The 20,735-nt window shown below is 55.2% G+C and carries 19 protein-coding genes and 5 tRNA genes; 11 read left to right on the forward strand and 13 right to left on the reverse strand.

From position 1 onward, the window contains the following. Positions 1–71 precede the first annotated feature (71 nt). From CJ187_RS05995 to CJ187_RS06010, 4 genes are all read right to left on the reverse strand, one after another. A tRNA-Phe gene (locus CJ187_RS05995) sits at positions 72–144 on the reverse strand. A 62-nt stretch (positions 145–206) separates the two neighbouring features. After that, a tRNA-Asp gene (locus CJ187_RS06000) sits at positions 207–280 on the reverse strand. Positions 281–386: 106 nt separating this feature from the next. Next, positions 387–463 (reverse strand) — tRNA-Asp (locus CJ187_RS06005). Positions 464–467: 4 nt separating this feature from the next. Beyond that, positions 468–540: transfer RNA gene (locus CJ187_RS06010), tRNA-Glu, on the reverse strand. Between the two features lie 200 nt (positions 541–740). On the opposite strand from CJ187_RS06010, the gene CJ187_RS06015 reads away from it, so the two are divergent. The 11 genes from CJ187_RS06015 to CJ187_RS06065 all read left to right on the forward strand — a co-directional run bounded on the left by CJ187_RS06015 (position 741) and on the right by CJ187_RS06065 (position 11,112). Continuing rightward, on the forward strand, positions 741–2,573 hold the full coding sequence (locus tag CJ187_RS06015) for a mechanosensitive ion channel family protein (protein WP_102216726.1): 1,833 nt from the start codon (positions 741–743) through the stop codon (positions 2,571–2,573). Between the two features lie 43 nt (positions 2,574–2,616). Then, the gene (gene msrB / locus CJ187_RS06020) at positions 2,617–3,033 is read left to right on the forward strand and encodes a peptide-methionine (R)-S-oxide reductase MsrB (RefSeq protein ID WP_102216727.1); all 417 of its coding nucleotides are present in this window, start codon (positions 2,617–2,619) and stop codon (positions 3,031–3,033) included. Positions 3,034–3,066: 33 nt separating this feature from the next. Then, positions 3,067–4,074, forward strand: coding sequence for an endonuclease/exonuclease/phosphatase family protein (locus CJ187_RS06025; protein WP_102216728.1), 1,008 nt, complete (start codon positions 3,067–3,069; stop codon positions 4,072–4,074). Between the two features lie 105 nt (positions 4,075–4,179). Beyond that, entirely contained in the window at positions 4,180–5,091 is a 912-nt protein-coding gene (locus CJ187_RS06030; protein ID WP_102216729.1) for an EamA family transporter, read from the forward strand. A gap of 167 nt (positions 5,092–5,258) precedes the next feature. Next, positions 5,259–5,519 (forward strand): GlsB/YeaQ/YmgE family stress response membrane protein, encoded by a 261-nt coding sequence (locus tag CJ187_RS06035; RefSeq protein ID WP_233187369.1) that lies wholly within the window; start codon positions 5,259–5,261, stop codon positions 5,517–5,519. 184 nt (positions 5,520–5,703) lie between these two features. Further along, positions 5,704–5,776: transfer RNA gene (locus tag CJ187_RS06040), tRNA-Lys, on the forward strand. Between the two features lie 266 nt (positions 5,777–6,042). After that, positions 6,043–7,380: an ABC transporter ATP-binding protein gene (locus CJ187_RS09410; RefSeq protein ID WP_350223576.1), complete on the forward strand. Its 1,338-nt coding sequence runs from the start codon at positions 6,043–6,045 to the stop codon at positions 7,378–7,380. Beyond that, positions 7,377–9,911 carry an ABC transporter permease gene (locus tag CJ187_RS06050; protein ID WP_102216732.1) on the forward strand — a complete coding sequence of 845 codons (2,535 nt, stop codon included), beginning with the start codon at positions 7,377–7,379 and terminating at the stop codon, positions 9,909–9,911. Before CJ187_RS09410 ends, CJ187_RS06050 begins: the two co-directional genes overlap by 4 nt. Positions 9,912–10,045: 134 nt before the next feature. Further along, a complete protein-coding gene (locus CJ187_RS06055) occupies positions 10,046–10,489 on the forward strand; it encodes a phage holin family protein (RefSeq protein WP_102216733.1) in 444 nt (147 codons plus the stop codon). Next, positions 10,486–10,773, forward strand: a complete 288-nt coding sequence (locus tag CJ187_RS06060) for a DUF3618 domain-containing protein (RefSeq protein WP_158237741.1) — start codon at positions 10,486–10,488, stop codon at positions 10,771–10,773. The genes CJ187_RS06055 and CJ187_RS06060 overlap by 4 nt, the downstream gene beginning before the upstream one ends. Positions 10,774–10,926: 153 nt before the next feature. After that, on the forward strand, positions 10,927–11,112 hold the full coding sequence (locus CJ187_RS06065) for a DUF3073 domain-containing protein (protein WP_102216734.1): 186 nt from the start codon (positions 10,927–10,929) through the stop codon (positions 11,110–11,112). A gap of 76 nt (positions 11,113–11,188) precedes the next feature. On the opposite strand, the gene CJ187_RS06070 is transcribed toward CJ187_RS06065, so the two are convergent. From CJ187_RS06070 to CJ187_RS06110, 9 genes are all read right to left on the reverse strand, one after another. Further along, positions 11,189–12,205, reverse strand: a complete 1,017-nt coding sequence (locus CJ187_RS06070) for a LacI family DNA-binding transcriptional regulator (RefSeq protein ID WP_158237742.1) — start codon at positions 12,203–12,205, stop codon at positions 11,189–11,191. A 105-nt stretch (positions 12,206–12,310) separates the two neighbouring features. Then, entirely contained in the window at positions 12,311–13,810 is a 1,500-nt protein-coding gene (locus tag CJ187_RS06075; protein WP_102216736.1) for a glycoside hydrolase family 1 protein, read from the reverse strand. Then, complete coding sequence (locus tag CJ187_RS06080) at positions 13,807–14,754, reverse strand: carbohydrate ABC transporter permease (protein ID WP_102216737.1); 948 nt, start codon at positions 14,752–14,754, stop codon at positions 13,807–13,809. The genes CJ187_RS06075 and CJ187_RS06080 overlap by 4 nt, the downstream gene beginning before the upstream one ends. Further along, entirely contained in the window at positions 14,751–15,836 is a 1,086-nt protein-coding gene (locus CJ187_RS06085; protein WP_102216738.1) for a carbohydrate ABC transporter permease, read from the reverse strand. The genes CJ187_RS06080 and CJ187_RS06085 overlap by 4 nt, the downstream gene beginning before the upstream one ends. 88 nt (positions 15,837–15,924) lie before the next feature. Further along, entirely contained in the window at positions 15,925–17,220 is a 1,296-nt protein-coding gene (locus CJ187_RS06090; protein ID WP_233187370.1) for an ABC transporter substrate-binding protein, read from the reverse strand. A gap of 295 nt (positions 17,221–17,515) precedes the next feature. Continuing rightward, the gene (gene mnhG / locus CJ187_RS06095) at positions 17,516–17,995 is read right to left on the reverse strand and encodes a monovalent cation/H(+) antiporter subunit G (protein WP_102216739.1); all 480 of its coding nucleotides are present in this window, start codon (positions 17,993–17,995) and stop codon (positions 17,516–17,518) included. Next, the gene (locus CJ187_RS06100) at positions 17,992–18,453 is read right to left on the reverse strand and encodes a hypothetical protein (protein WP_102216740.1); all 462 of its coding nucleotides are present in this window, start codon (positions 18,451–18,453) and stop codon (positions 17,992–17,994) included. Before CJ187_RS06100 ends, mnhG begins: the two co-directional genes overlap by 4 nt. Then, positions 18,450–18,992: a Na+/H+ antiporter subunit E gene (locus tag CJ187_RS06105; protein WP_158237743.1), complete on the reverse strand. Its 543-nt coding sequence runs from the start codon at positions 18,990–18,992 to the stop codon at positions 18,450–18,452. Before CJ187_RS06105 ends, CJ187_RS06100 begins: the two co-directional genes overlap by 4 nt. Further along, a complete protein-coding gene (locus tag CJ187_RS06110; protein ID WP_233187395.1) occupies positions 18,985–20,730 on the reverse strand; it encodes a Na+/H+ antiporter subunit D in 1,746 nt (581 codons plus the stop codon). The genes CJ187_RS06105 and CJ187_RS06110 overlap by 8 nt, the downstream gene beginning before the upstream one ends. Positions 20,731–20,735 lie beyond the last annotated feature (5 nt).

A 20,735-nucleotide genomic window follows, 5' to 3' on the forward strand; every position in this document is an offset into this window, starting at 1 on the left:
GTGTACAATCATGGGTTCCACAGGAGCTAATTGCGGGTACAAGAAAAGCCACGCGTTAGCGTGGCTCCTTGTGCCTCCGAGCGGCGTCGATCCGCTGACCTTTCGATTTTCAGTCGAACGCTCTGCCAACTGAGCTACAGAGGCATCGATTCCTTTGGAACCACTGAGAGGCGTAGTGCCTCAAGCGAATTCCAGGTGGAATCGAGCGACCCCGACCGGACTTGAACCGGCGACCTCCGCCGTGACAGGGCGGCGCGCTAACCAACTGCGCTACGGGGCCTTAGTGCCTGTAAATACTACCCGCTAACCTGGTGCTGCGACAAATCCGCGCGGTGGTGCCGGGTAAAAAATCGCCATGCACGCTGTTAGCTTGCCAGTATTGACACTGGCGACCCCGACCGGACTTGAACCGGCGACCTCCGCCGTGACAGGGCGGCGCGCTAACCAACTGCGCTACGGGGCCTTTGTACCCCCAACGGGATTCGAACCCGTGCCGCCGCCGTGAAAGGGCGGTGTCCTAGGCCGCTAGACGATGGGGGCCTTAGTCAGTGCCATGACTGACTTAAGAAAGTGTACTCAACACCAGTTTGTTTTGGCAAAACCCCCGACTGTGAATCGACTCACCGAAACGTCTTCCATCTGCTGGAAATCGCAGTGGGCAGCCCGTTGTGACGCCACCCTCAAGGCAGTTCGACGGAGCGGAACGCGCAATCACAATCCCAGCCACTTAAGCTGTAATCATGGGATGGCAAACGCTTGGACTCAAGCTTCAAAACAACATGCTCACACTAGGTAGCAGCGCTTTACAACCAGCTGCTGATAACCCCGATGACGCCGTAGAAACCGCGGTGAACGTCCTGCAGATCGCCGCTGGCGTGGCGGTTGGTGCGGGAATCTCACTACTGGTCGGCATCGTTATCTGGTGGGTGCTGAAAATCAGTACGCGCCGCATCACTAACTTCCAACTATTGATGCGCCGGGCCAAAATCCCCTACTTCATCCTGTTCATCCTGGCTGGTGGCTGGCAGGGGCTGGATTACATCAGCGGTGTCCTCGACCCCGATAAGACGCAGAACTGGATTCCCCCAATCACCCACGTGCTGTTCATCGCCACGATCGTGGCTGCAGGGTGGATGCTGTTCAGCGCCGCATTCACCATCCAAGACATTGCGAAACGGGGGCAGAAAACGGACCACCCGAACCGGTTGACGACGCAAGCGCAGATGTTCCGCCGAATCCTGCAGGCCCTGGTGGTGGCAGTTACCGCCATTTCGGTTATTCTCACGTTCCCGCAAGCACGGGTCGCCATGGGATCCCTACTTGCATCCGCCGGCGTGGTTTCGCTGGTAGCTGGTATTGCCGCGCAAGATTCTTTGTCGAACACGTTCGCGGGCCTACAGTTAACCCTCACGGACGCGTTGCGGGTTGGGGACGTGCTGGTGGTTGATGACGTTTTTTGCACTGTTGAGGAAATGACCCTCACGTACGTTGTACTAAAGGTGTGGGACGACCGGCGGGTAATTGTGCCCTCCACCCGGTTCACCAAAAACAGTTTTGAAAACTGGACGCGGCTACACACCAAAGTGTTGGGCACCGTGTTGTTCCACTTCGATTGGACACTTCCGCTGGCGCGTTTCCGCGCGGAAGCGCGGCGCCTCATGAACCAATCTGACCTGTGGGATGGGCGCACCACATCGATACAAGTTACGGACACAACCGCAGAATACGTGGAGGTCCGCCTGGTGGTTTCCGCAGCGGACTCCGGGGACCTGTGGGATTTACGGTGCTACATGCGTGAGCACCTGTTGGAATGGGTGGTTGAGAACGCGCCCTACGCACTACCACGCAACCGGTGGCAGCAAGAGAAACTGGTGGAGCAAAACCGGGACCGTTCTGAAGAAGAGGTGGCGCGGCTCGCGCAGGAACTAGCGAATATTGAAAACCCGGGGGACGAACAGCAGACCCCACCGAAGTCTTACCAGGACGCACGGGTCAAGGCCTCTAAACGCAGGGCCGGGAAGGTACGTAGGCGCCGGCTGCGGGGCCGGTCCGTGAAACGCGTGCCCACCCACGGAGAGGAAACCACGCAGGTGCTGAGTTTGAAGGACCTCAAGAACGTGGTGAAAATGACGGAGCCGAACAGTAAAGAATTTCCAGTGAAAACCAAACCACAAAATGTGAATGGTAGTCGCAGCAATACCGGCCCTGCGATCCAGCCCAACGGCAACGGTCGCACTGCGAATGATGAGGCGGATACGGCAGAGGTAGAGTTGTCGAGTGACCGCATGTTCTCGGGCAATCCGGCGGCTGAGGAGCGCTCGCAGGCGTTCAGTGGTCCGGGTAAACAGGTGCAGCGGGAGCGGGAGCAGGCTCTCACGGGCGAGCAAGAGGCCGTTAACGCGGAAACCAAGAACTCTGCACACGACGCGGCTTCCAACACTTCCACAAACGCCGCGTCTGCCAAGGTTCCTGCGGAAGACGCAAGCACCAAGGATTCCACAGATGCCGCGTATGCCAAGGTTCCTGCTGATGAAACGGCAATTGACGGGCAGGCATCTGCGGGTGAACGCTAACAACAAACACGGGAACTGAATGAAGAAAACAAGGGGCTGAAGGATGAGTGATGAACTGAAAGTAGATCCGGCAGCGGCTGCGTACACGGATGCGCAGTGGCGGCAGAAGTTGACGCCGATGGAGTACCACGTGCTGCGGGAGGCCGGTACGGAACGCCCCGGCACGGGCGCGCTTTTGAACGAGAACCGGGCGGGCACGTATTTTTGTCGGGCGTGTGGGCAGAAACTGTTCCGTTCAGACGCGAAGTTTGATTCCGCGTGCGGGTGGCCTTCATTTTTTGAGGCCGAGGATGGCGCGGTGGAATACCTGCACGACGATTCGCACGGCATGGATCGCACGGAGGTGCGGTGCGCTAACTGCGGGTCGCACTTGGGCCACATTTTTGATGACGCCCCCCAAACTCCAACGGGGCAACGGTACTGCATGAACTCCGTTTGCTTGCAGTTCCAAGCGCAGTAAGACACCGAAATGGCCTAGCCCAGCGGGAGCGTTATGCGCATAGTTACGTGGAATATTCAGCATGGGCGCGCGAACTTCACTGCGTTTGAGGGAAGTTTTACTGCGTTTGAGGGAAGTGGCGCACTCGCCCCGGAAGGCCCCGCTTCGGGCGAGCAAACGCCAGCCCGAAGCCGCGGTGAGAAACGGGCCGAAGTGCCACAGCAGAAGGGCAACGAGGGCCGGGTTGACGCGCACGTGTTAGCCGAAAGCGTGCGGCAGTTGGCGCGCCTGCAGCCAGACGCGATCGCGTTCCAAGAAGTAGACCGGTTTCAACCACGTTCCAACTGGTTGAACACTCCCGAGGTGATTGCCCGCGCGCTCCCCGGCTACTGGTTCCACTACGCCCCCATGTTCATCGGGTTCGCGGGTGGGCCCCGCATCGCACCCCCGCAAGTTCCAGTAGGTTCGCAGCGTGCCTTTGCTAAAGAGTCTTGTGTCACGCGCCGGATATGTGCCCACAATTGGCCTGCATACGGCCTCATGCTGGCACTACGTGAACCACCTGTGGCATGGAAGGTGGCGCGGTTGGGGCGAGCACCTCTGCAGCGAATACCGCAACAGACCGGCTGGTGGGCAAAAACCCTGGGGTGGCGGCCACTGCCGGGGCAAAACCGGAGTCTGCTGTGCGCGGTGCAGGCCGACGGCACAGTTTTCGCCACCACCCACTTAGAAGTACACGCCCCCACAGCCCGCGCGCAGCTGCGCCGGAGCCTGGAGCTTCTGCAGCCACTGGGTAGCCCCGTGGTACTGTGCGGAGATTTCAACTTGGGAGCCCAGGCGGTGCAGGCGCAACTACCGGCCGACAGCGAAGTTATCAGCGCCCGCACCTACCCTGTGGACGCACCCACGCAGTCGTTAGATCAAGTAGTAATCATGCCCGCACCCAAAGGTGGAACGGAGTATTTGACACCCCCAACGGAGCGTTTGACACACCCACACGCCAACAGCGTATTGTTGCCTGTGTCCGACCACAGGGCATTGTATGTAGAGACCACCAAATAGGTCTTTGCCAGTCTTCAGCTGCGCTTACCACCACGTCAATGGGGTGCTAGCAGCTGCGTAAATCAGCGCGTCCCTTGCGCGCAAACCTGTTGCGAAAGGAGTGTCATGAAATCGAGAATCCAGTTAACAGCAAATACCGCTCCCCTCCTTTTGATAGGTTCAGGTCTCACTCAATATGTGGGCGCTGCGCTCGCGATCGTTTTATTCACTCAGGTGACGCCCGCTGCGGTGGCGTGGTGGCGGGTTGCGGTTGCCGCCACTGTTTTCATTCTTTGGCGCAGGCCCTGGCGGATGCGGCTTTCCCGGGTTGATTGGGGTCGTTCCGCTTTGTTTGGCGTGGTGATGACGCTCATGAACGTCCTGTTTTACGAAGCGATTTCCCGCATCGCACTGGGCGTTGCAGTGTCGTTGGAGTTCCTCGGTCCTGTTGCCGTTGCGGTTATGGGGTCGAAGCATTGGACTTCACGGGTCGCAGCTGTTGCAGCGTTGGCTGGGGTGGTGTCTATTTCTGGGTTCGGCGTGAACGTTCAAGATCCGAAAACTGCCCTCGGGATCGTATTCGCGTTGGGCGCTGGGGCCTGCTGGGCCGGTTACATCGTGTTGGGGCAGCGGATTGCTTCGCAGCGTTCCGGGATTGATTCCTTGGCAATAGGCACGTTGGCGGGCGCGATCGTGTTCTTACCGTTTTGCCTGACGCAGATTCCGAAAGTAGTGGCGTCCCCCGTTTTGATTGGCGCGGTTTTAGGGGTGGGCTTGCTGTCCACTGTGGTGCCTTATTCGCTTGAGGCACTAGCCATGTCTAAAGTTCACGCGTCCGTGTTCGCACTGCTCACAGCTTTGCTGCCCGCCACGAGTCTGCTGGTGGGGGCGGTGGCTTTGCAGCAGTTCCCAGCGTGGCCTTCGGTGATTGGCCTGGTTCTGATTTCACTGGCGGTAGCGGTTGCGTCGCGCGACACCACGCAGGGGGCGCAGAATGCGCGCGAAGTAATTGAGAATGCGGAAGGAATATCGGATTAGAAAAACTGTGGCGAATAGCATTTTGATAATGATTTGATAACTTTATTGCCCCAATTCGTCTAAAACCACCACTATGACTAGAAACCGCAGTGGTGTATCGCTAGCGTAGTACTTGTTCGAACTACTTCGAGAGCATGCTTATGCGTGCAAAGTTAAGGAGAGTAACTATGGGATACTCACTGATCGGATACATTGTTGCCGGTGCTATTATCGGTGCTCTTGCCCGCCTGTTCATGAAGGGTAAGCAGCCTTTGGGGATCGTTTGGACGATCATCCTCGGCGCTGTGGGCGCGTTCCTGGGTGGCTGGATCACCGGTTTGTTCATGAATAACAACAGTGGTTTCATCGCCTGGGTGGTGGCCATCATCGTTTCTATCGGTTTGATCTCCGCCTACTTGGGGATCACAAACAAGAACGCTGGACAGTAGTTTCCACGCTCTAAAAGTGGCCCGTCAGGCTCTAACCCAACCGGGTTTCAGCCTGACGGGTCGCTCGTTTTTGTTACAGCGCCTGGACATGGTAAATTTTCCAGGTAGCTACGGCTCAGGTGTTCACCTACTTCCAGTCGGCGCGCTTAAGCGCAGACCCGGGTGGCACCGAGAGGCAAGTAGCGGGCCTATAGCTCAATTGGCAGAGCAACGGACTTTTAATCCGTGGGTTCGGGGTTCGATTCCCCGTGGGCCCACAACCCCCGCGTGAACAACGCGGGGTTTTTCTTTACTCCCCGCGGGTTTTCTACTCCCTCAGGGTTTTTCTTTACTCCCCGCGGGTTTTCTACTCCCTCAGGGTTTTGGTTTATTCCCCCTCCGGGTTTCTTTTCCCCTTGCCCAGGGCTTCGAAGAAAGAACCTCAAGTTCAAATATCGACTTCCAACCATGGTGGCTCTTGGGCACGCGCCGAAGCGGTTGCCGCCAGCCCCTAACTAAGCCGTATGCTTTAACCATGGGCTTATTGGAACCAGTATCGACGCCAGAAGACGCGATTGTGACCGCTCGCGGCCTCACAAAAATTTATGGTAAAGGCGACGCCGCAGTACAGGCGTTGCACGATGTTGACGTGCAGATCGGACGCGGGCAATTCACCGCGATCATGGGACCATCGGGCTCTGGTAAATCCACTTTGATGCACTGCCTGGCAGGTTTAGATTCCATTAATGAGGGTCATTTGGAGCTCGATGGCACTACCGTGTCGAAAATGTCGCAGCGTAAACTCACGAAGCTGCGGCGCGACAAAATCGGGTTTATCTTCCAAACTTTCAACCTGATCCCCACGTTGAATGCGAAAGAAAACATTCTTCTGCCCGCCAAGATCGCGAAGCAAAAAGTTGATCCGAAGCGGTTCAACCAGGTGGTGGACGCAGTTGGGTTACGTGAACGTTTAACCCACCGGCCCGCAGAGCTTTCGGGTGGGCAGCAGCAGCGGGTGGCTTGTGCCCGCGCGCTGGTGAGTGAACCAGCTGTTATTTTTGCCGACGAACCTACGGGAAACCTAGATTCGAACGCGTCCGCGCAAGTACTGCGTTTTCTACGCAGCGCAGTTGACGAGTTCGGGCAGACCGTGGTGATGGTGACCCATGAGCCCGATGCAGCTGCTTGGGCCGATCGGATCCTATTCCTAGTTGATGGGCAGGTGGTCGCCCAGTTGACAAAGCCGAACCGCGACCGCGTGTTGGAGGCACTGCGTGAACTCGGTTCCGACGACGAGCCCGAACCGACGGCAAATTCCACTGCAGCTCAGCCCCCGGCCTCGGCGGCCGCCAAAACAAACGCAGCGGCCACCACTGGAGCAGGAGCGCCAGATACCACTGGTGCGCACTCCCCCGCTGCTTCCAATACAGACCTTCCGCCTACCTCTAGCGCAGGGGCTCCGCCAACCTCCAATACGGATGCTCCGCCCACCACTGGCACGGGTAGGCGAACAAGCAGTCAGCCAACGCCTCATGCACGAAATACGCTGGTGGACGCGCAGTTACCGGGCGAAACCCTAGACCAGACGCTGCGCAGACTAGCGCCCGCAGGCGAGTTGGAGCCGGAAGCTGCCCGCGTGGTGGATGCGGCGCAAGAAATCCTGGCGAACCTACCTGGTTCTGTTGTTCCGGAGGAGGAAGATCCGGTGACCGGCTCGATTCCGGTTGTGCCCCGCAATGGCAAGAGTCTGAACGAACCTCAAGAAAACCCGGTGAGCGATACGGGGGAAACTAAGGAAACACACTCGGCGGCCACTGAAGAAACGAATGCCGCAAGCACTGAGGAGACACACGCCGCAGACACCGAGGAGACACAATCGTGATTAAACTCGCGCTGCGAGACGTGACGGGGAACTTCACCCGTTTTATCGTCACCATTTTGTCCGTTGTGCTCGGTGTCGCGTTCTTATCCGGCACGCTCGCGCTGCGCGCGAACCTGTCCGACACCCTGTCGCAAGCCCTGTCGCAAACCGTTTCCGGCACGCTCCACGTTGAAGGCAAGAAACTCGGGAAACAAGAAAGCCCGCGCGCCAAAGTGCCTGCGAACCTCGTGGATCAGATCAAAGAGGTAGAGGGCGTTCAAACTGTGCGGGCGCAGTACATGGTGCCCGTAACCGTGCTGGGCAAAGACGACGTCCCCCAGTCGAACGGTGGCGGATTCATCACCGCTTTACTGTCTGCACCAACTGGCTTCCAACCCTGGACGTTCGACGGCCCCGAACCAACCGAAGAAAACGACGTCACCCTAGAAGCCTCGTACGCAAAACGCCTTGGCAAACACACCGGAGACACTCTCACGTTCGTGATACAGGGCAAAAAGCATGAGGCACACATAGTTTCCACCGCCACCACGGGTAAACCAATTACCCTCATGAACGCGATAATGATGCCGCAAGAACATCTGAAAGCGTACGTGTCGGACCCGAGTATGGTGCAAAGCATTTCGATCCAAACTAAGTCGGGTGCAAACGTGCAGCAGGTGAAGAAGGCGGTTGTCGACAAGGTGGGCAGCAACCTGGATGTACGCACAACCGCGCAGGTGGTGGACGCGCGGAACCAGACGATGGATACGGCCCTCGCGTTCGCGACCACGCTGCTGCTCGTGTTTATTGTGATCGCGCTGGGCGTATCCACCTTTATTATTGCCAACACGTTCACGATGGCGGTGAAGGCCCGGCAGAAACAGTACGCGTACCTGCGGGCAGCTGGGGCGTCGCCGGGGCAGATTTTTGCGACCGTTGCGCTGCAGGCACTGTTCATCGGTGTGATCGGTTCCGCGATCGGCCTGCTGGCTGGGAACGGGCTACTGTGGGCGGCGCAAGCCGGGTTGGAATATGTGGGGCTTGAGGCCGATTCCTCCCCGTTCCTGTCCACCCGCATCATTGTGATCTCTATGATCGTGGGCACGCTCGTGACCGTGGTGGGCGCCATCATTCCTGCGCGCGAGGCCGCGAACACCCCACCTGTGGAAGCGATGCGCGAAGTTTCGGGTGTGCGCGAACCATCCTTAGTGCTGCGCTCGACCCTGGGGTTCATAGGGATCGCCGCAGGGGTCGTGTGCCTGTGGATGGGAGCGAAGCAAATCAGTTCTCACCCCGGTACCCTGCTTGGAGTTGGCTCTGGCGCACTGCTGCTTGGCGTGCTGGCGGCTTCCCCGCTGCTAGTTAAGGTCATCATTGGCGCGTTGGGTGCCCCCCTGCGGGTAACGGGCCCACTCACCGCGCGGTTAGCGGTGGGCAACACGATCCGAAACCCGCGTCGAACCGCCGCGACCGCGGGCGCTCTGTTCGTTGGTATGGCCCTGGTTGCAGCCGGGATGGTGATTGTTGACTCGGTGCGTACTTCCACGGAAGACGCGGTACGCAGCGAAGTTAAGGCCGACCTTGTGATCAGTTCGCAAACCGGGATGGAACGCATTAGTGACGAACAGGTGGACAAAATCAGTTCAGCTGCTGGCGTTGGGCAGGTTAGCGCTGATTACCAGGCTTCCCTCACGCCAATAATTACGAATGAATCGCCTGAGGAACCGACCCCCACAGTGTTTTTAGCGGCCAACCCCGATCAGTTGAAAGCCGACTACAACATGAAGTTCACTGAAGGTGGTTTGAACGCGCTTTCTGAGGGCAAGATTGCGGCTCCGAAAACGTTCGCTACCACCCAGAAGTTGAAGCTGGGCGACGAACTGACACTGCTGACGGATAAGGGTCCGCAAAAAGTGACGCTTGGGGCAATCACGGACTCCACGTCGGGCGGACAATCGCTACTTATTGACAGTAAGAAAGCGAAAGACCTGGGGATGACGATGATGGGGCGCACCACCGTGCTGGTGCGGGTCACAAACGGGGCGAAGGTTGCGGACGTGAAATCCACCCTGCAGCACGACCTGAAGGATGCGTACACGCTAACGGTATCGGATAAGGCGGATATGGTTGGCCAGATCGGCACGTATTTGAATATGGTGCTGGGCGTACTATACGCGCTGGTGGGCCTGTCGATTGTGATTGCGGTGCTGGGGATTTTGAACACTCTTGGGCTGTCTGTTTCGGAACGTGCCCCAGAGATCGCGTTGCTGAAAGCGATTGGGTATTCGCGTGTAGCGAACGGGGCGATGATAACCGTTGAAGCGGTTCTGACGGCCCTGTATGGCACGATCCTGGGGATTGCTGCGGGCGTGGCGTGTGGCAGTGCTCTGGTGGTGTACTTGAAGGATTCTGGGATCTCTACCCTGTCGATCCCCTGGCCGACCGTTGGTTGGGTGCTGCTCGCCGCGGTTGGGGTGGGGCTGGTTGCCGCTGTTCTACCGGCTATCCGCGCCGCAAACCAACCGATGCTTGCTACTATCGCCGCGGAATAAATTGGGACTTCCCCTTGCGTTGTGGCTGGTTAGAATAGTTGTTACGGGTAACGAAAAGACGCGAAGACCGAGTAGACATGACAAACTAGCGTTATGACCTGTTTACGGTAGGTCCTACTTACGAGGAGTGAACTATGGCTGAAGATACGCGACCAACACCGCCCGTGGCGGTCGTGAACACCACGCAGTCCAGACCGAACACTAGTATCGGTGAGCTGTTTGGCGAACTTTCAAACCAAATTACATCACTGATCCGCGGTGAGATTGAGCTGACGAAGCTGAAAGCCACCAGCACGGTGAAGAAGGCGGGGCTGGGCGCTGGCCTACTTGCCGGCGGCGCCGTGTTCGGCTTGTTCATGCTCGGGTGGATTTTCAGGACCATTGAGAAAGCTATTGCGTTGGCGCTGCCGGAGTGGGCAGCGGCCCTCATCGTGGTAGGGATCTTACTGGTGATTACCCTGATCCTCGTGCTGGTAGGGATCCAGGCGTTGAAGAAGGGGATGGCGGAAAAGCCGGACCCGTCCACGAACCTCAAGTTGGATGTCGCTGCGGCGAAGATGGGATTGGACAACAAGTGAGCGAAGAGAAACCACGGACTGTGGAAGATATTGAGTCGGAACTGCAGCGGACGCGGCTTGCCATACAATCCACGGTGGATGAGTTGACTAGCCGGTTGGATCCGCGGGCGCAGATGGATCAGGCGAAGCAGAAGGCCCGTGTGAAAGCGGACGAGTGGAAGAGCTTTGCCACCAAGACGGTTGAGGATGCGAAAGAGGGCGACAAAACAGCTATCACTCGCTTAGCGTCCGTGGCGGCCGGTGTGGCTGCGATCGTTGGTATCGCCCTGCTGCGTAAGAAATAGTTACTTCCGCAGCTTCTGTATCGCGGTATACGACAGAAAAGTCCATAGAATGGAAAATTGCCCCGTTGATTTTGTACAATGGGGCCGAAGACAGCGTTAAACCTACGGATTGGATAGACCAGTCCGTTCGACATGTGGAGGGGGTCGACGCCTATGGGGCGCGGCCGTCAGAAGGCCAAGCAGACGAAAGTCGCTCGCAAGCTGAAGTACTACAGCCCAGAGACCGACTATGCAGCTCTGGAGCGGGAACTAGCAGCACAGCGAGGCGAGATAAAGAAAAGTAAGTACGGGGAAATCCCCCCGGCTACCGACGAGGATTGGGACGACTACCGAAGGTAGAAATCCTACACACTTGTGGGGCAGCGACTGGTTAGGTCGCTGCCCCACAAATCTATGCGTGAGGACTAAGAGTCATTTATCCTGATACACGTTCAATTAGATGAGCAGGCACAAGGACAGGTTGTCGCGTTTCTTCTCCCGCTATCAAGCTCTCCAGCATTACGACTGCGGCTTCACTCATACGCTCAATCGGATTCTCAATCGTAGTCAAGGGAGGAGATGTAAGATCACTCTCAATATTGTCAAACGAGACCAATGCCACATCTTGTGGAACTCTTACGCCTTCTTCACCCCACAGCGAAAGCAGACCTCTAGACATAAGATCGGAAGAACAAAACACGCCGTCAACAATCCCCTCTCGGATCATTGGTGTCAGTCTGTGGGCCGCCTTACGGCCAGACTCAAGCGTGTATTCACCAGCAACTTGCAGGGGATTAACACCGAAGGATTTTGCCTCCTCCATAAACCCCGCCAGTCGATCTTGCGCCGAAACCATATCCATCGCACCGGTGATTATCGCTAAGTGTTTTCTACCATCGTTCTTTACTAGGCGACGCGCTGCGAGTCTACCCCCATCTCGATTATCCACATCCACCCACGATAAAACACGATCTTTTGAGATAGGTCGTCCGATAAAAACAACAGGAATTGGGGCTTCCAAGAACGTCTCAATCTGTCCGCGAACCTGGTGGTGCGAAACGACAATAGCGCCATCTATATTTCCGCCATTCAGAAACTTCTGTATTTTCCTATCACGTCCAGTTCTATCTGCGAACACCATGACAAGCTGTGTATTGCCCGCTTCGAATGCAAACGAAAGAGCACCCAGCGTGCGGTAAAAGAACGGATCGGAGAATATTCGTTTATTGGGCTCGGGAACTATAACTGCGACGGTATCGGTTCTCCGTGTGGCAATGGTTCTAGCAGCACCGTTCGGCACATAGCCTAGTTCCGCAACAACGCGCTGTACAGCCTTCAGTTTAACCTTGCTAACCTTCACATCACCACGTACAACTCTTGACGCAGTAGCTCGCGAGACTCCAGCAGCTGCAGCCACGTCTTCCAGAGTAACGGATCCGTTTTTTTCGCCCACTCGCATTCCTAATCTAGCCATACTGGGTGCCGGCGCTAAGACACGCCGACACCCTGGCACCCTGACACCCTGACACCCTGACACCCATGCAATACTCTCTTTACATCAGGGTATCTGAACAGAGTTAGAGGCAATGACGTCTCGATACCAGAGTGCAGAAGCCTTCGGTATACGCTTTTGTGTCTCGTAATCAACTCTCACTATGCCAAAGCGTTTTGTATACCCCAAGGCCCATTCGAAGTTGTCAAGGAACGACCAAACAAGATAGCCGGCGACATCCACACCTTCGTCCATTGCGCTTTTTACAGCACAAATGTGATCACGAAGATACGCAAGACGTCCCTCCGCGGGGTTTGAGTCATCTACGTATCCATTCTCATCGGGGTGATCATCGTAAGCTGCCCCATTTTCTGTTATCACAATCCGCGTCCCAGCAGCTTCTGTGTAATCTTTGTAAATTCTCTTGAGAAGAATTCGTAGGTCGTCCGCATGTACTTCCCAATCCATCGCCGTTCGAGGATAGCCGCGGGATACACCGGTGACCCATTCTGAACCAACATTTGGTGAAGCATGTGCATACCCATATTCGTCTCGCGTTACTCGTGGCCTGGCGACTAGTTCATCCGATCCCAGTGGCGGAAGTTTAGCAGTTTCTGTATCGGGCGCGTTTTTTCCGGAGACCATCTGACCGTTATAGAAGTTCACGCCGAGAACATCAATAGGAGCACTGATTAAGTCCATATCGCCTTCTTTCACAAAGGTTTCAATGTCAGCGTTACTGCCGCTTCTCATGTCTTCCACGACATCTGCGGGGTACGACGCTCTGAATATAGGATCCGTAAAGAGTCGAACAGAGAGTCCATCAATCCTGCGGGCAGCTTCTACATCTTTGAGATCCTCCGGATTCTCGGGATGAGCGACCGTGTAGTTTAACGTCAATCCCATTTCCCTTCTGATCCCCCGTCCCTTCTCCATTCGACGCATACGGTCCATGGCGAGTCCGTGTCCGAGAAGTAGATGGTGGACCGCTGCGACCGCCTCAACTGGATCAGTATGTGCAGGTGCATGAATACCAGCTGCATACGATAAAAGGGATGAGCACCATGGTTCATTAAGGGTTGTCCACGTCGGTACCTTGTCGCAAAGTCGATCGAATACTGCTTCTGCATAATCTGCAAAAAGATAAGATGTCTCCCGATTGACCCAGCCACCAGCTTGCTGCAGCACTTCTGGCAAATCCCAATGGTAAAGGGTAAGCCATGGAACAATCCCGGCATTTCGTAGTTCATCTACAAGACGCTCGTAAAAGTCAAGCCCTTCGGCATTGATGGACCGCCCATCCGGCATCACCCGCGCCCACGAAACAGAGAACCGATACGTACCAACATTAAGATCCTTCATTAGGGCCACGTCCTCTGGCATCCGATGATAGTGGTCACACGCCACTTGGATATCGGACTTATCCAAGATCGCTCCTGGACGTTTGCATAGCGCATCCCATATAGATTCGCCTTTACCACCCTCACGGCCAGCACCTTCAACTTGAGCAGCAGCAGTAGCTACTCCCCAACGAAAATCATTTGGAAACTCAATAATACGTGTCATCCTTTAACAGCTCCTTGCATAATTCCGGACACGAGTTGACGCCCGGCAAAAACAAACAAAATTACTAGTGGGACAGTGGCAACTATGACGCCTGCCATGATCAATGAGTAATCCTTAAACCATGAGGCTTGCAATAGTTGAAGCGCAACTGGCAGTGTTGGGTTTTCGGTTCCAAGCACGATGAATGGCCAGAAGAAATTAGTCCAAGAACCGACAAACGTAAATAGCGCTAGCATAGATGCTGCTGGAAGCGCAGCCGGTAACGCTATTGATCTGAAAGTTCGGAATAAACTTGCTCCGTCAACGCGTGCAGATTCTATAAGTTCATACGGCAGTGCATCCCGAATGTACTGAGTCATCCAGAACACCCCAAAAGCAGAAACCATTCCGGGCACGATTACGGAAATGAGCTGTCCAGTCCACCCAAGTTTGGCCATAATCATGAAGAGCGGAACAACACCCAACTGGGCAGGAACAGCCATAGTTGCGATGACGAACGTTAACAACCCATCACGCCCCCGGAAACGCAGCTTTGAAAATGCAAAACCAGCGAGTGTAGAGAAGAATACGACTGATAGAGAAACAATCACCGCAACAATCAGCGAGTTTATGAATGCGCCCCAAAGGTCAATTCCCGAGTTCATAACACGATCCAAGTTCGCAATAAAATTACCTCTTGGAATTAATGACGGAATTGGGGTTTTCGCGATGGTCGGCGCGTCCGAGGAAGCAAGCAAGAACGTGTAGTACAGCGGATAAGCAAAAACTAGAACTACCAGCAAAAGAATCGTGTAGGTTAGCCACCGTGGTCGTCGGTTCACGCCAAACGATTGATGAACACGCCGCTTATTCTCTTTCTCACGACGGCGCCGAGCAGCACGCGCCGCACCTTTACCTGCAATCTGCAGAGTCATTGCGACTGAGGGAGTTGTGTTCTTACTCATTTCCTCACCTCCAAACTGGTAGCAGAAGGTATCGAAGGGTCTGATGTCGCGCCCGTGCGAGTTTGCATTGTTTTTCGGTCTTTTTTACGCGTTTGTCTTTTCATTCCTGACGACGAAATCTGTTGGGTAAGAACATAGTTAATGCCGGCAAAAACGATAATAATGAGGAACAGTATCCAAGCAACTGCCGCAGCCTTTCCAAAACTCTTTTGCGGCCCCCAGCCCAGATCATAAAGGTACATCGTTTGAGTAAGCCACTGATGATCTGAGCCACCGCCACCCGAGGTGTCGAACATGCGCGGTTCATCAAATATTTGCAGCCCACCGATGGTTGACGTCAAGATAACGAAAACAAGAGTGGACTTAAGCTGAGGGATAGTTATGGAAAAGAACTGCCGTGCCCGACCAGCTCCATCAACAGTTGCAGCCTCATAGAGATCCGCAGGGATAGCCTGCATTGCTGCAAGAACAATTAAGGCGTTATACCCTGTCCATCTAAAGTTAACCATGGTTGCAATTGCTATGTGGCTCCATAGCGCATCTGCATGCCAGTTAATTGCGTCAATCCCTACTACACCGAGAATTGCGTTAACCATACCCGATTGGTCCGCAAATATTTTAGAGAAGATTAAGGATACTGCAACAGGCGCAACTATGTAAGGCAAAAGCACACCCATGCGCCAAAAAGTCTTGGCGCGTAAGTTCGTGTTGAGCATGTATGCAATGAAGATCGCAGTCACGATTTGAGGAATCGACGAAAGCAGAAAGATCGAAAATGTATTACGCAGCGAAATCCAGAAGGTTTCTTGCTGAATGACGCTCACATAGTTATCCACTCCGACAAATCCTTGATTACCACCAATCAGATGCCAATTATGAAGTGACACCCATGCTGTGTAAATTAATGGAAATAAACCGGTTATGGCGAATACCATAAAAAATGGCGCTATATAGATGTAAGGGGACCATTTATATTCGAGTTTGTTCAAACGGGAACGGAAGTTAATTCCGGGAGGTCTTCCACCCGTCGCTGTATGCTTATCATCTAATGCTAGTGACTTTGGGATACCTATTTTTTCCATACTAGAACTCTTTTCCAAGCGTTACCGACTTTTTGATGTAAGACAGCATGATTGGGAAACCTTCTGGCCTCCCAACCACACCAAGTACTCACTTAAGATTGAGCTCTTTAAATGCGGTAAGTGCCTTGTCCCATGAGCTTTCCGCATTATCTGTCTGATCGATATCTGCCCGTGTTAATGCGTCGGTAACGACCCCAGTCACTGCAAAATAATTTGGCCCCTTGTGCGGTTGAACTTTAACTCTCTTTGACATTTCAGAGAAGATTTCGCCGGCAGGCGCATCGTTAAAGAATTTATCTTTGTATTTCAGCAATCTTTCGGAGCTAAGTGCCTCAACCTGCGAAGGAAAGTTACCCTTAGTCTCAAAAGCTTTAAGCTGTTGCTCCGGCGACGTCATCCACTCAGCGAGTTTCTTAGCTTCAGCTGTGTGTTTGCCCTGTGCAGGGACAGTTAAGTATGAGCCACCCCAGTTGCCACCGCCTCCGGGGAACACTGGGGCAATGTCCCAGCCATCAACACCAGACGCGTTTCCAGCAATAATCCCAAGGAACCACGGGGGACAAAGTTGCGTAGCAAAACCGTCATTCTGGAAACTTGATACCCAGTCCTCACTCCACTCCGCGAGATGCGCTGAAAGCTTATCATCCACCGATTTATCAATGAGTGTATTGTATACGTCTTTTACATCTTTATTCTCATCTAATGGAATAACCTTGTTGTCATCTGTTTCTAGTGGGTTCTTAATCTGCCCGATCATACCTTGGTATATGGACGGCGCACCTGAATACCAGGGAATCCCCGTTTTATCAACGAAATCTTTACCAACTTCGAAGTATCTATCCCACCCACCATCAAGAAGTTTCGCGACTTCCGCACGTTCAGTTGGAAGACCGGCTTTCTTGAATAGATCAGCTCTGTAGCAAATTGCTTCCGGTCCCGCATCAGTTCCATACCCGATCAGCTTTCCATCAGAACTAGTTGCTGCGTTGGTTTTCCAATCGAGCCAGCGACCGTCCGTTTGAGATGATTTTAGATCCACAAATTGGTCTGAATACTGCATAAGCTCAGGAAGCCAATCGAGTTCAATCGCTTCAATATCCGACAAGCCCGAACCGGCGGCCAGTCGGGTGTTCATGTTGTCTCGAGCCTCATTCGAGGTAGCTGCTTTTTTCTCTTTTACCTTAATACCAGGATGCTCAGCCTCATACTGATCAAACATTTCTCTGCTGTAACCAAATTCATTGAATGTCGCAACGGTAAGCGTAATATCGCCATCGGTATTTTTACTACCGTTGCCAGAATTATTCCCAGTACCACACGCGGTAAGTGTAAGAGCTGCAGCGGCGAATAAACTCATCACCGCAAAACCTTTTCTCGCTGCCACGACTACTCCTTCGTAGATAACCTTTCTGCAGTCGCATATTCACGACCAAATATCAGAACACATCTTTTTGAGAGCGCTCTCATAAAGACAGTTGTAAATATACCACTCAGGTTACGCTTGAGAAATGATTTCGCCGTTTCCGAAGGAAAGAGTCAACAAGACAAGCTTGCCGCGAACGAGAAGTATGACTTTATGCCCATAGCAAGACTACTGAGTACATTAATAGCTGCAAGCACCCAGTACCGATTAACTCGCGTTACCTATTGACTTGCGCTCTCTCGTTATCCAGAAACGTCTAATTATCCAACCCGCCCCCGTATTCTGTCTGTTCCTCGGATCTGGCCTGTTCCTCCGCCCCAGCCTGCTTTTCGGTTTTCCCATCGGTATCGCCCTCGTTCTCCGCATCCGCGTCGTCTTCGGCGTCCCGGTAAATCTCTCCTAGCGAAGTGCCGTCGGCTTTCAGGTCGTCTTGCACTAGGGCGTCTAGGTCCCCTTGCCCTGTCCGGTACGCTGCCCGAGCCATAATATGCGTCCCGATCGGCGCTGTCACGGTTTGGAACAGTAGGATCATCACCGCGAGCGCCACCCACGTCACCGTCCGCATGGTCAGCACCATCCCTAAGCAGCAGAGGAACAGCCCGAACCACTGTGGTTTTGATGCTGCGTGCATGCGGGCGAACACGTCCGGCAGCCGCACCAGCCCTATACCCGCGATCAGTAAGAACGTGGCGCCAGCCAGCAGAAAAACCGCTCCAATATAGTCCAAAACAATCATTTAGAGCCCTCTTTCCCCGCAGCGTTTTCACCTGAGGTACCGTGGCGCGTGCTCGCTCCCGGTTTATCCTCGTGGCGCGCCCGGGCTTCACGCAGCGCCTCAGCTTGCTCCTTCTCTTGTTCCGCATGCGCCTCTCGGCTGAGGGCCTCCTGCTGAGCCCGCGCTTCCTCAGGCGTCAAAATCCGTTTCCGCGGATCCACACGTTTCGTAAGCCGCCCCACGCTCACCGGAAGAACGAAACTGATCATCACCATAATCACCGGTAAGAACATGACGTCGGTGCGCCCAGTGGTGACGCACACCAAAATGGTTGCGATAATCCCAGCGACGGAAATGACGTCGGAAGCCAAGACCCGATCCATCAAAGACGGGCCAAGCGCTAACCGCACCAAGCTCAGAATCATGGTAATCACAACTGCAGCAGCTACCAGAAGGTAAATCACATGCAATGCGCTCATGAGCCCATCACCTGCTCAATCTCCTGGCGGGTTCCGAGTGCGCGGATAACTCGTTCCTCCTGGCCACGCGTCATTTCGTTAATGCCTTCGGGCCCGCCTTGCGCGTCAATGTCGAACACGTGCAAATACAGGTTGGAGTTCTCTTGATCTAAAGACACCACTACCGTGCCGGGCACCAGGTTCGTCATCGCCGCCACAATCGCCAGCACAATGTCGCGATCAGAGCGCAAATCCACTTTCACAATCGAACACCGATAGGCACGCCCCGTTAGCACCACGGTCGCAACCATGATGGCGGACAGCATCATGTCCCACAAAAACCGGGCGATCAACACAATGGTGGGCCACGGCCTCACGCGTTTAAAGAACCCCGAACGTGGAAGTGGGAAAACGGCTTGCACAGCCACGGAAACCACGATGCCAGACAGCACTGTGAGCCACGTGATCTGGTGGAACAAAAACAACCAGACGGCGAACAACCAGATACTGAGGAACACGGAGAACCGGGCGCCACGCACCTGCTGACTACGATCACTCATGAGCGCTTCCTTCCATCGAGTGCGTGGCCGCTGCGCCCGCACCGCGCACAGGTCCGTTTGGCGTGGAACCTTCCCTCGAGTGCGCTCCCGGTTTGGGCACGTTTGAGGAGCCTGCGCCGCGCCCTTCATCACCGAGCACGGCCCGCACGTAAGCGCGCGCATCGATCTGGTCGGACGCCGCGTTCGTGGCGTAGTGGTACAGCGGGCCGGCGCCTATGGTCATTGCGAACATCACTCCCAGCAGCGCCCAGCCGGAGGCGTACATGAGTTTGGATGCGCCCGAGGATTCGCGTTCGCGCCGGGTGCGAGAGGCCGTCAGCAACCGCGTGTCCCGATCCGCGATCGTGTCCGCGTACTGCATGTAGCGGCGCAGTGCCCGCTGCCGCCGAGTAATCGCTTTCCCCTTCAGCTCCGTGTCCGTCGTAGCCGTATCCCCGCGGGGCTGCCAGAACGCAAGGTTCCAAACTTTCACAATCACATACAGGGTGAGGAACGAGGTGAGCATCCCGAATGCCAGTAGCACGTACCCTTCCCAATGCCCATTCAGTACTGACGCTTGTGCCAGGCCGAGTTTGCCAATAAACCCAGTGAACGGAGGGATACCCACCAGGTTTAACCCGGCGATCAGGAACATGCCCGCCAGCATCGGGTGGGTTCGAATCAAGCCGCCGAGGGTACGCATCGAGGTGGATCCCTCATGCCGTTCAACAAGACCCAAAAGTAGGAAAAGGGTGGTTTGTACCAAAATGTGGTGGATCGCGTAGAAAATGACGGCCGCCAAACCCGCCTTATTGCCCAGCGCCAACCCCCACAAGAGGAAACCGATATGCGACACGAGTGTGTACGACAGCAGGCGGCGAATATCATCCTGGGCAACGGCCCCCAGGATTCCCACAATCATGGTTAGTATGCCCACGACGGTCAGCAGGTCACTGACGTTCTGGTTTGGGAAAAGAACCACTTCCAGGCGAATAATCGAATAAATCCCCACCTTCGTCAACAGACCCGCGAACACGGCGGTGACGGGTGCGGGCGCAGTCGGATACGAATGCGGCAGCCACGCCGCCAGCGGAAACACAGCGGCCTTAATCGCGAACGCCACCAGCAGTATGAACTGGATAATGCCAGCTACCGACGGGTCGATTTGCTGGAACCGCACGGCCAGCAGCGCAATATTCAACGTGCCGGTCGCGGCGTACGCCAACGCGATCCCAATCAAAAACACTACGGAAGACAGCATGGAAACCACCACGTACACGGTGCCCGCGCGGGTGCGGGTGCGGGTGCCCCCAATGGTGATCAGCACAAACGACGCGGTTAGCAGGATTTCGAAACCCACGTACAGGTTGAACAGGTCACCGGTGAGGAACGCGTTCGACACGCCAGCGGTCAGCACCAGATAAGTGGGGTGGTAGATCGCGATGGGCACGTCCGGGTCTTCGTCCGCAAGGTTTTGTGCGATTGAGTAGGCGTGCACCCCCAGGGTCACTATTTGCGAGATTACTAGCATGAGGGCCGCGAGCCGGTCGGCTACCAAGGTGATGCCTACGGGGGCGGACCAGTTACCCACGTCCAGCACCACTGGCCCGTTACGTGCCCCCAGGGCGAGCCCCACGCCCACTACCAGTACCGCAATCAGCACTACGAGGGAGATCAGTTGCTGCACCCGCGGGCGGCGGCCAGCTGCGAGCGCAAGGCCGGCTCCGAACAGCGGCAGGAGGACGGGCAGGGGAAGCATCCAGC

Origin of the sequence: Gleimia hominis, assembly GCF_002871945.2 — a bacterium.
GTDB lineage: Bacteria > Actinomycetota > Actinomycetes > Actinomycetales > Actinomycetaceae > Gleimia > Gleimia hominis_A.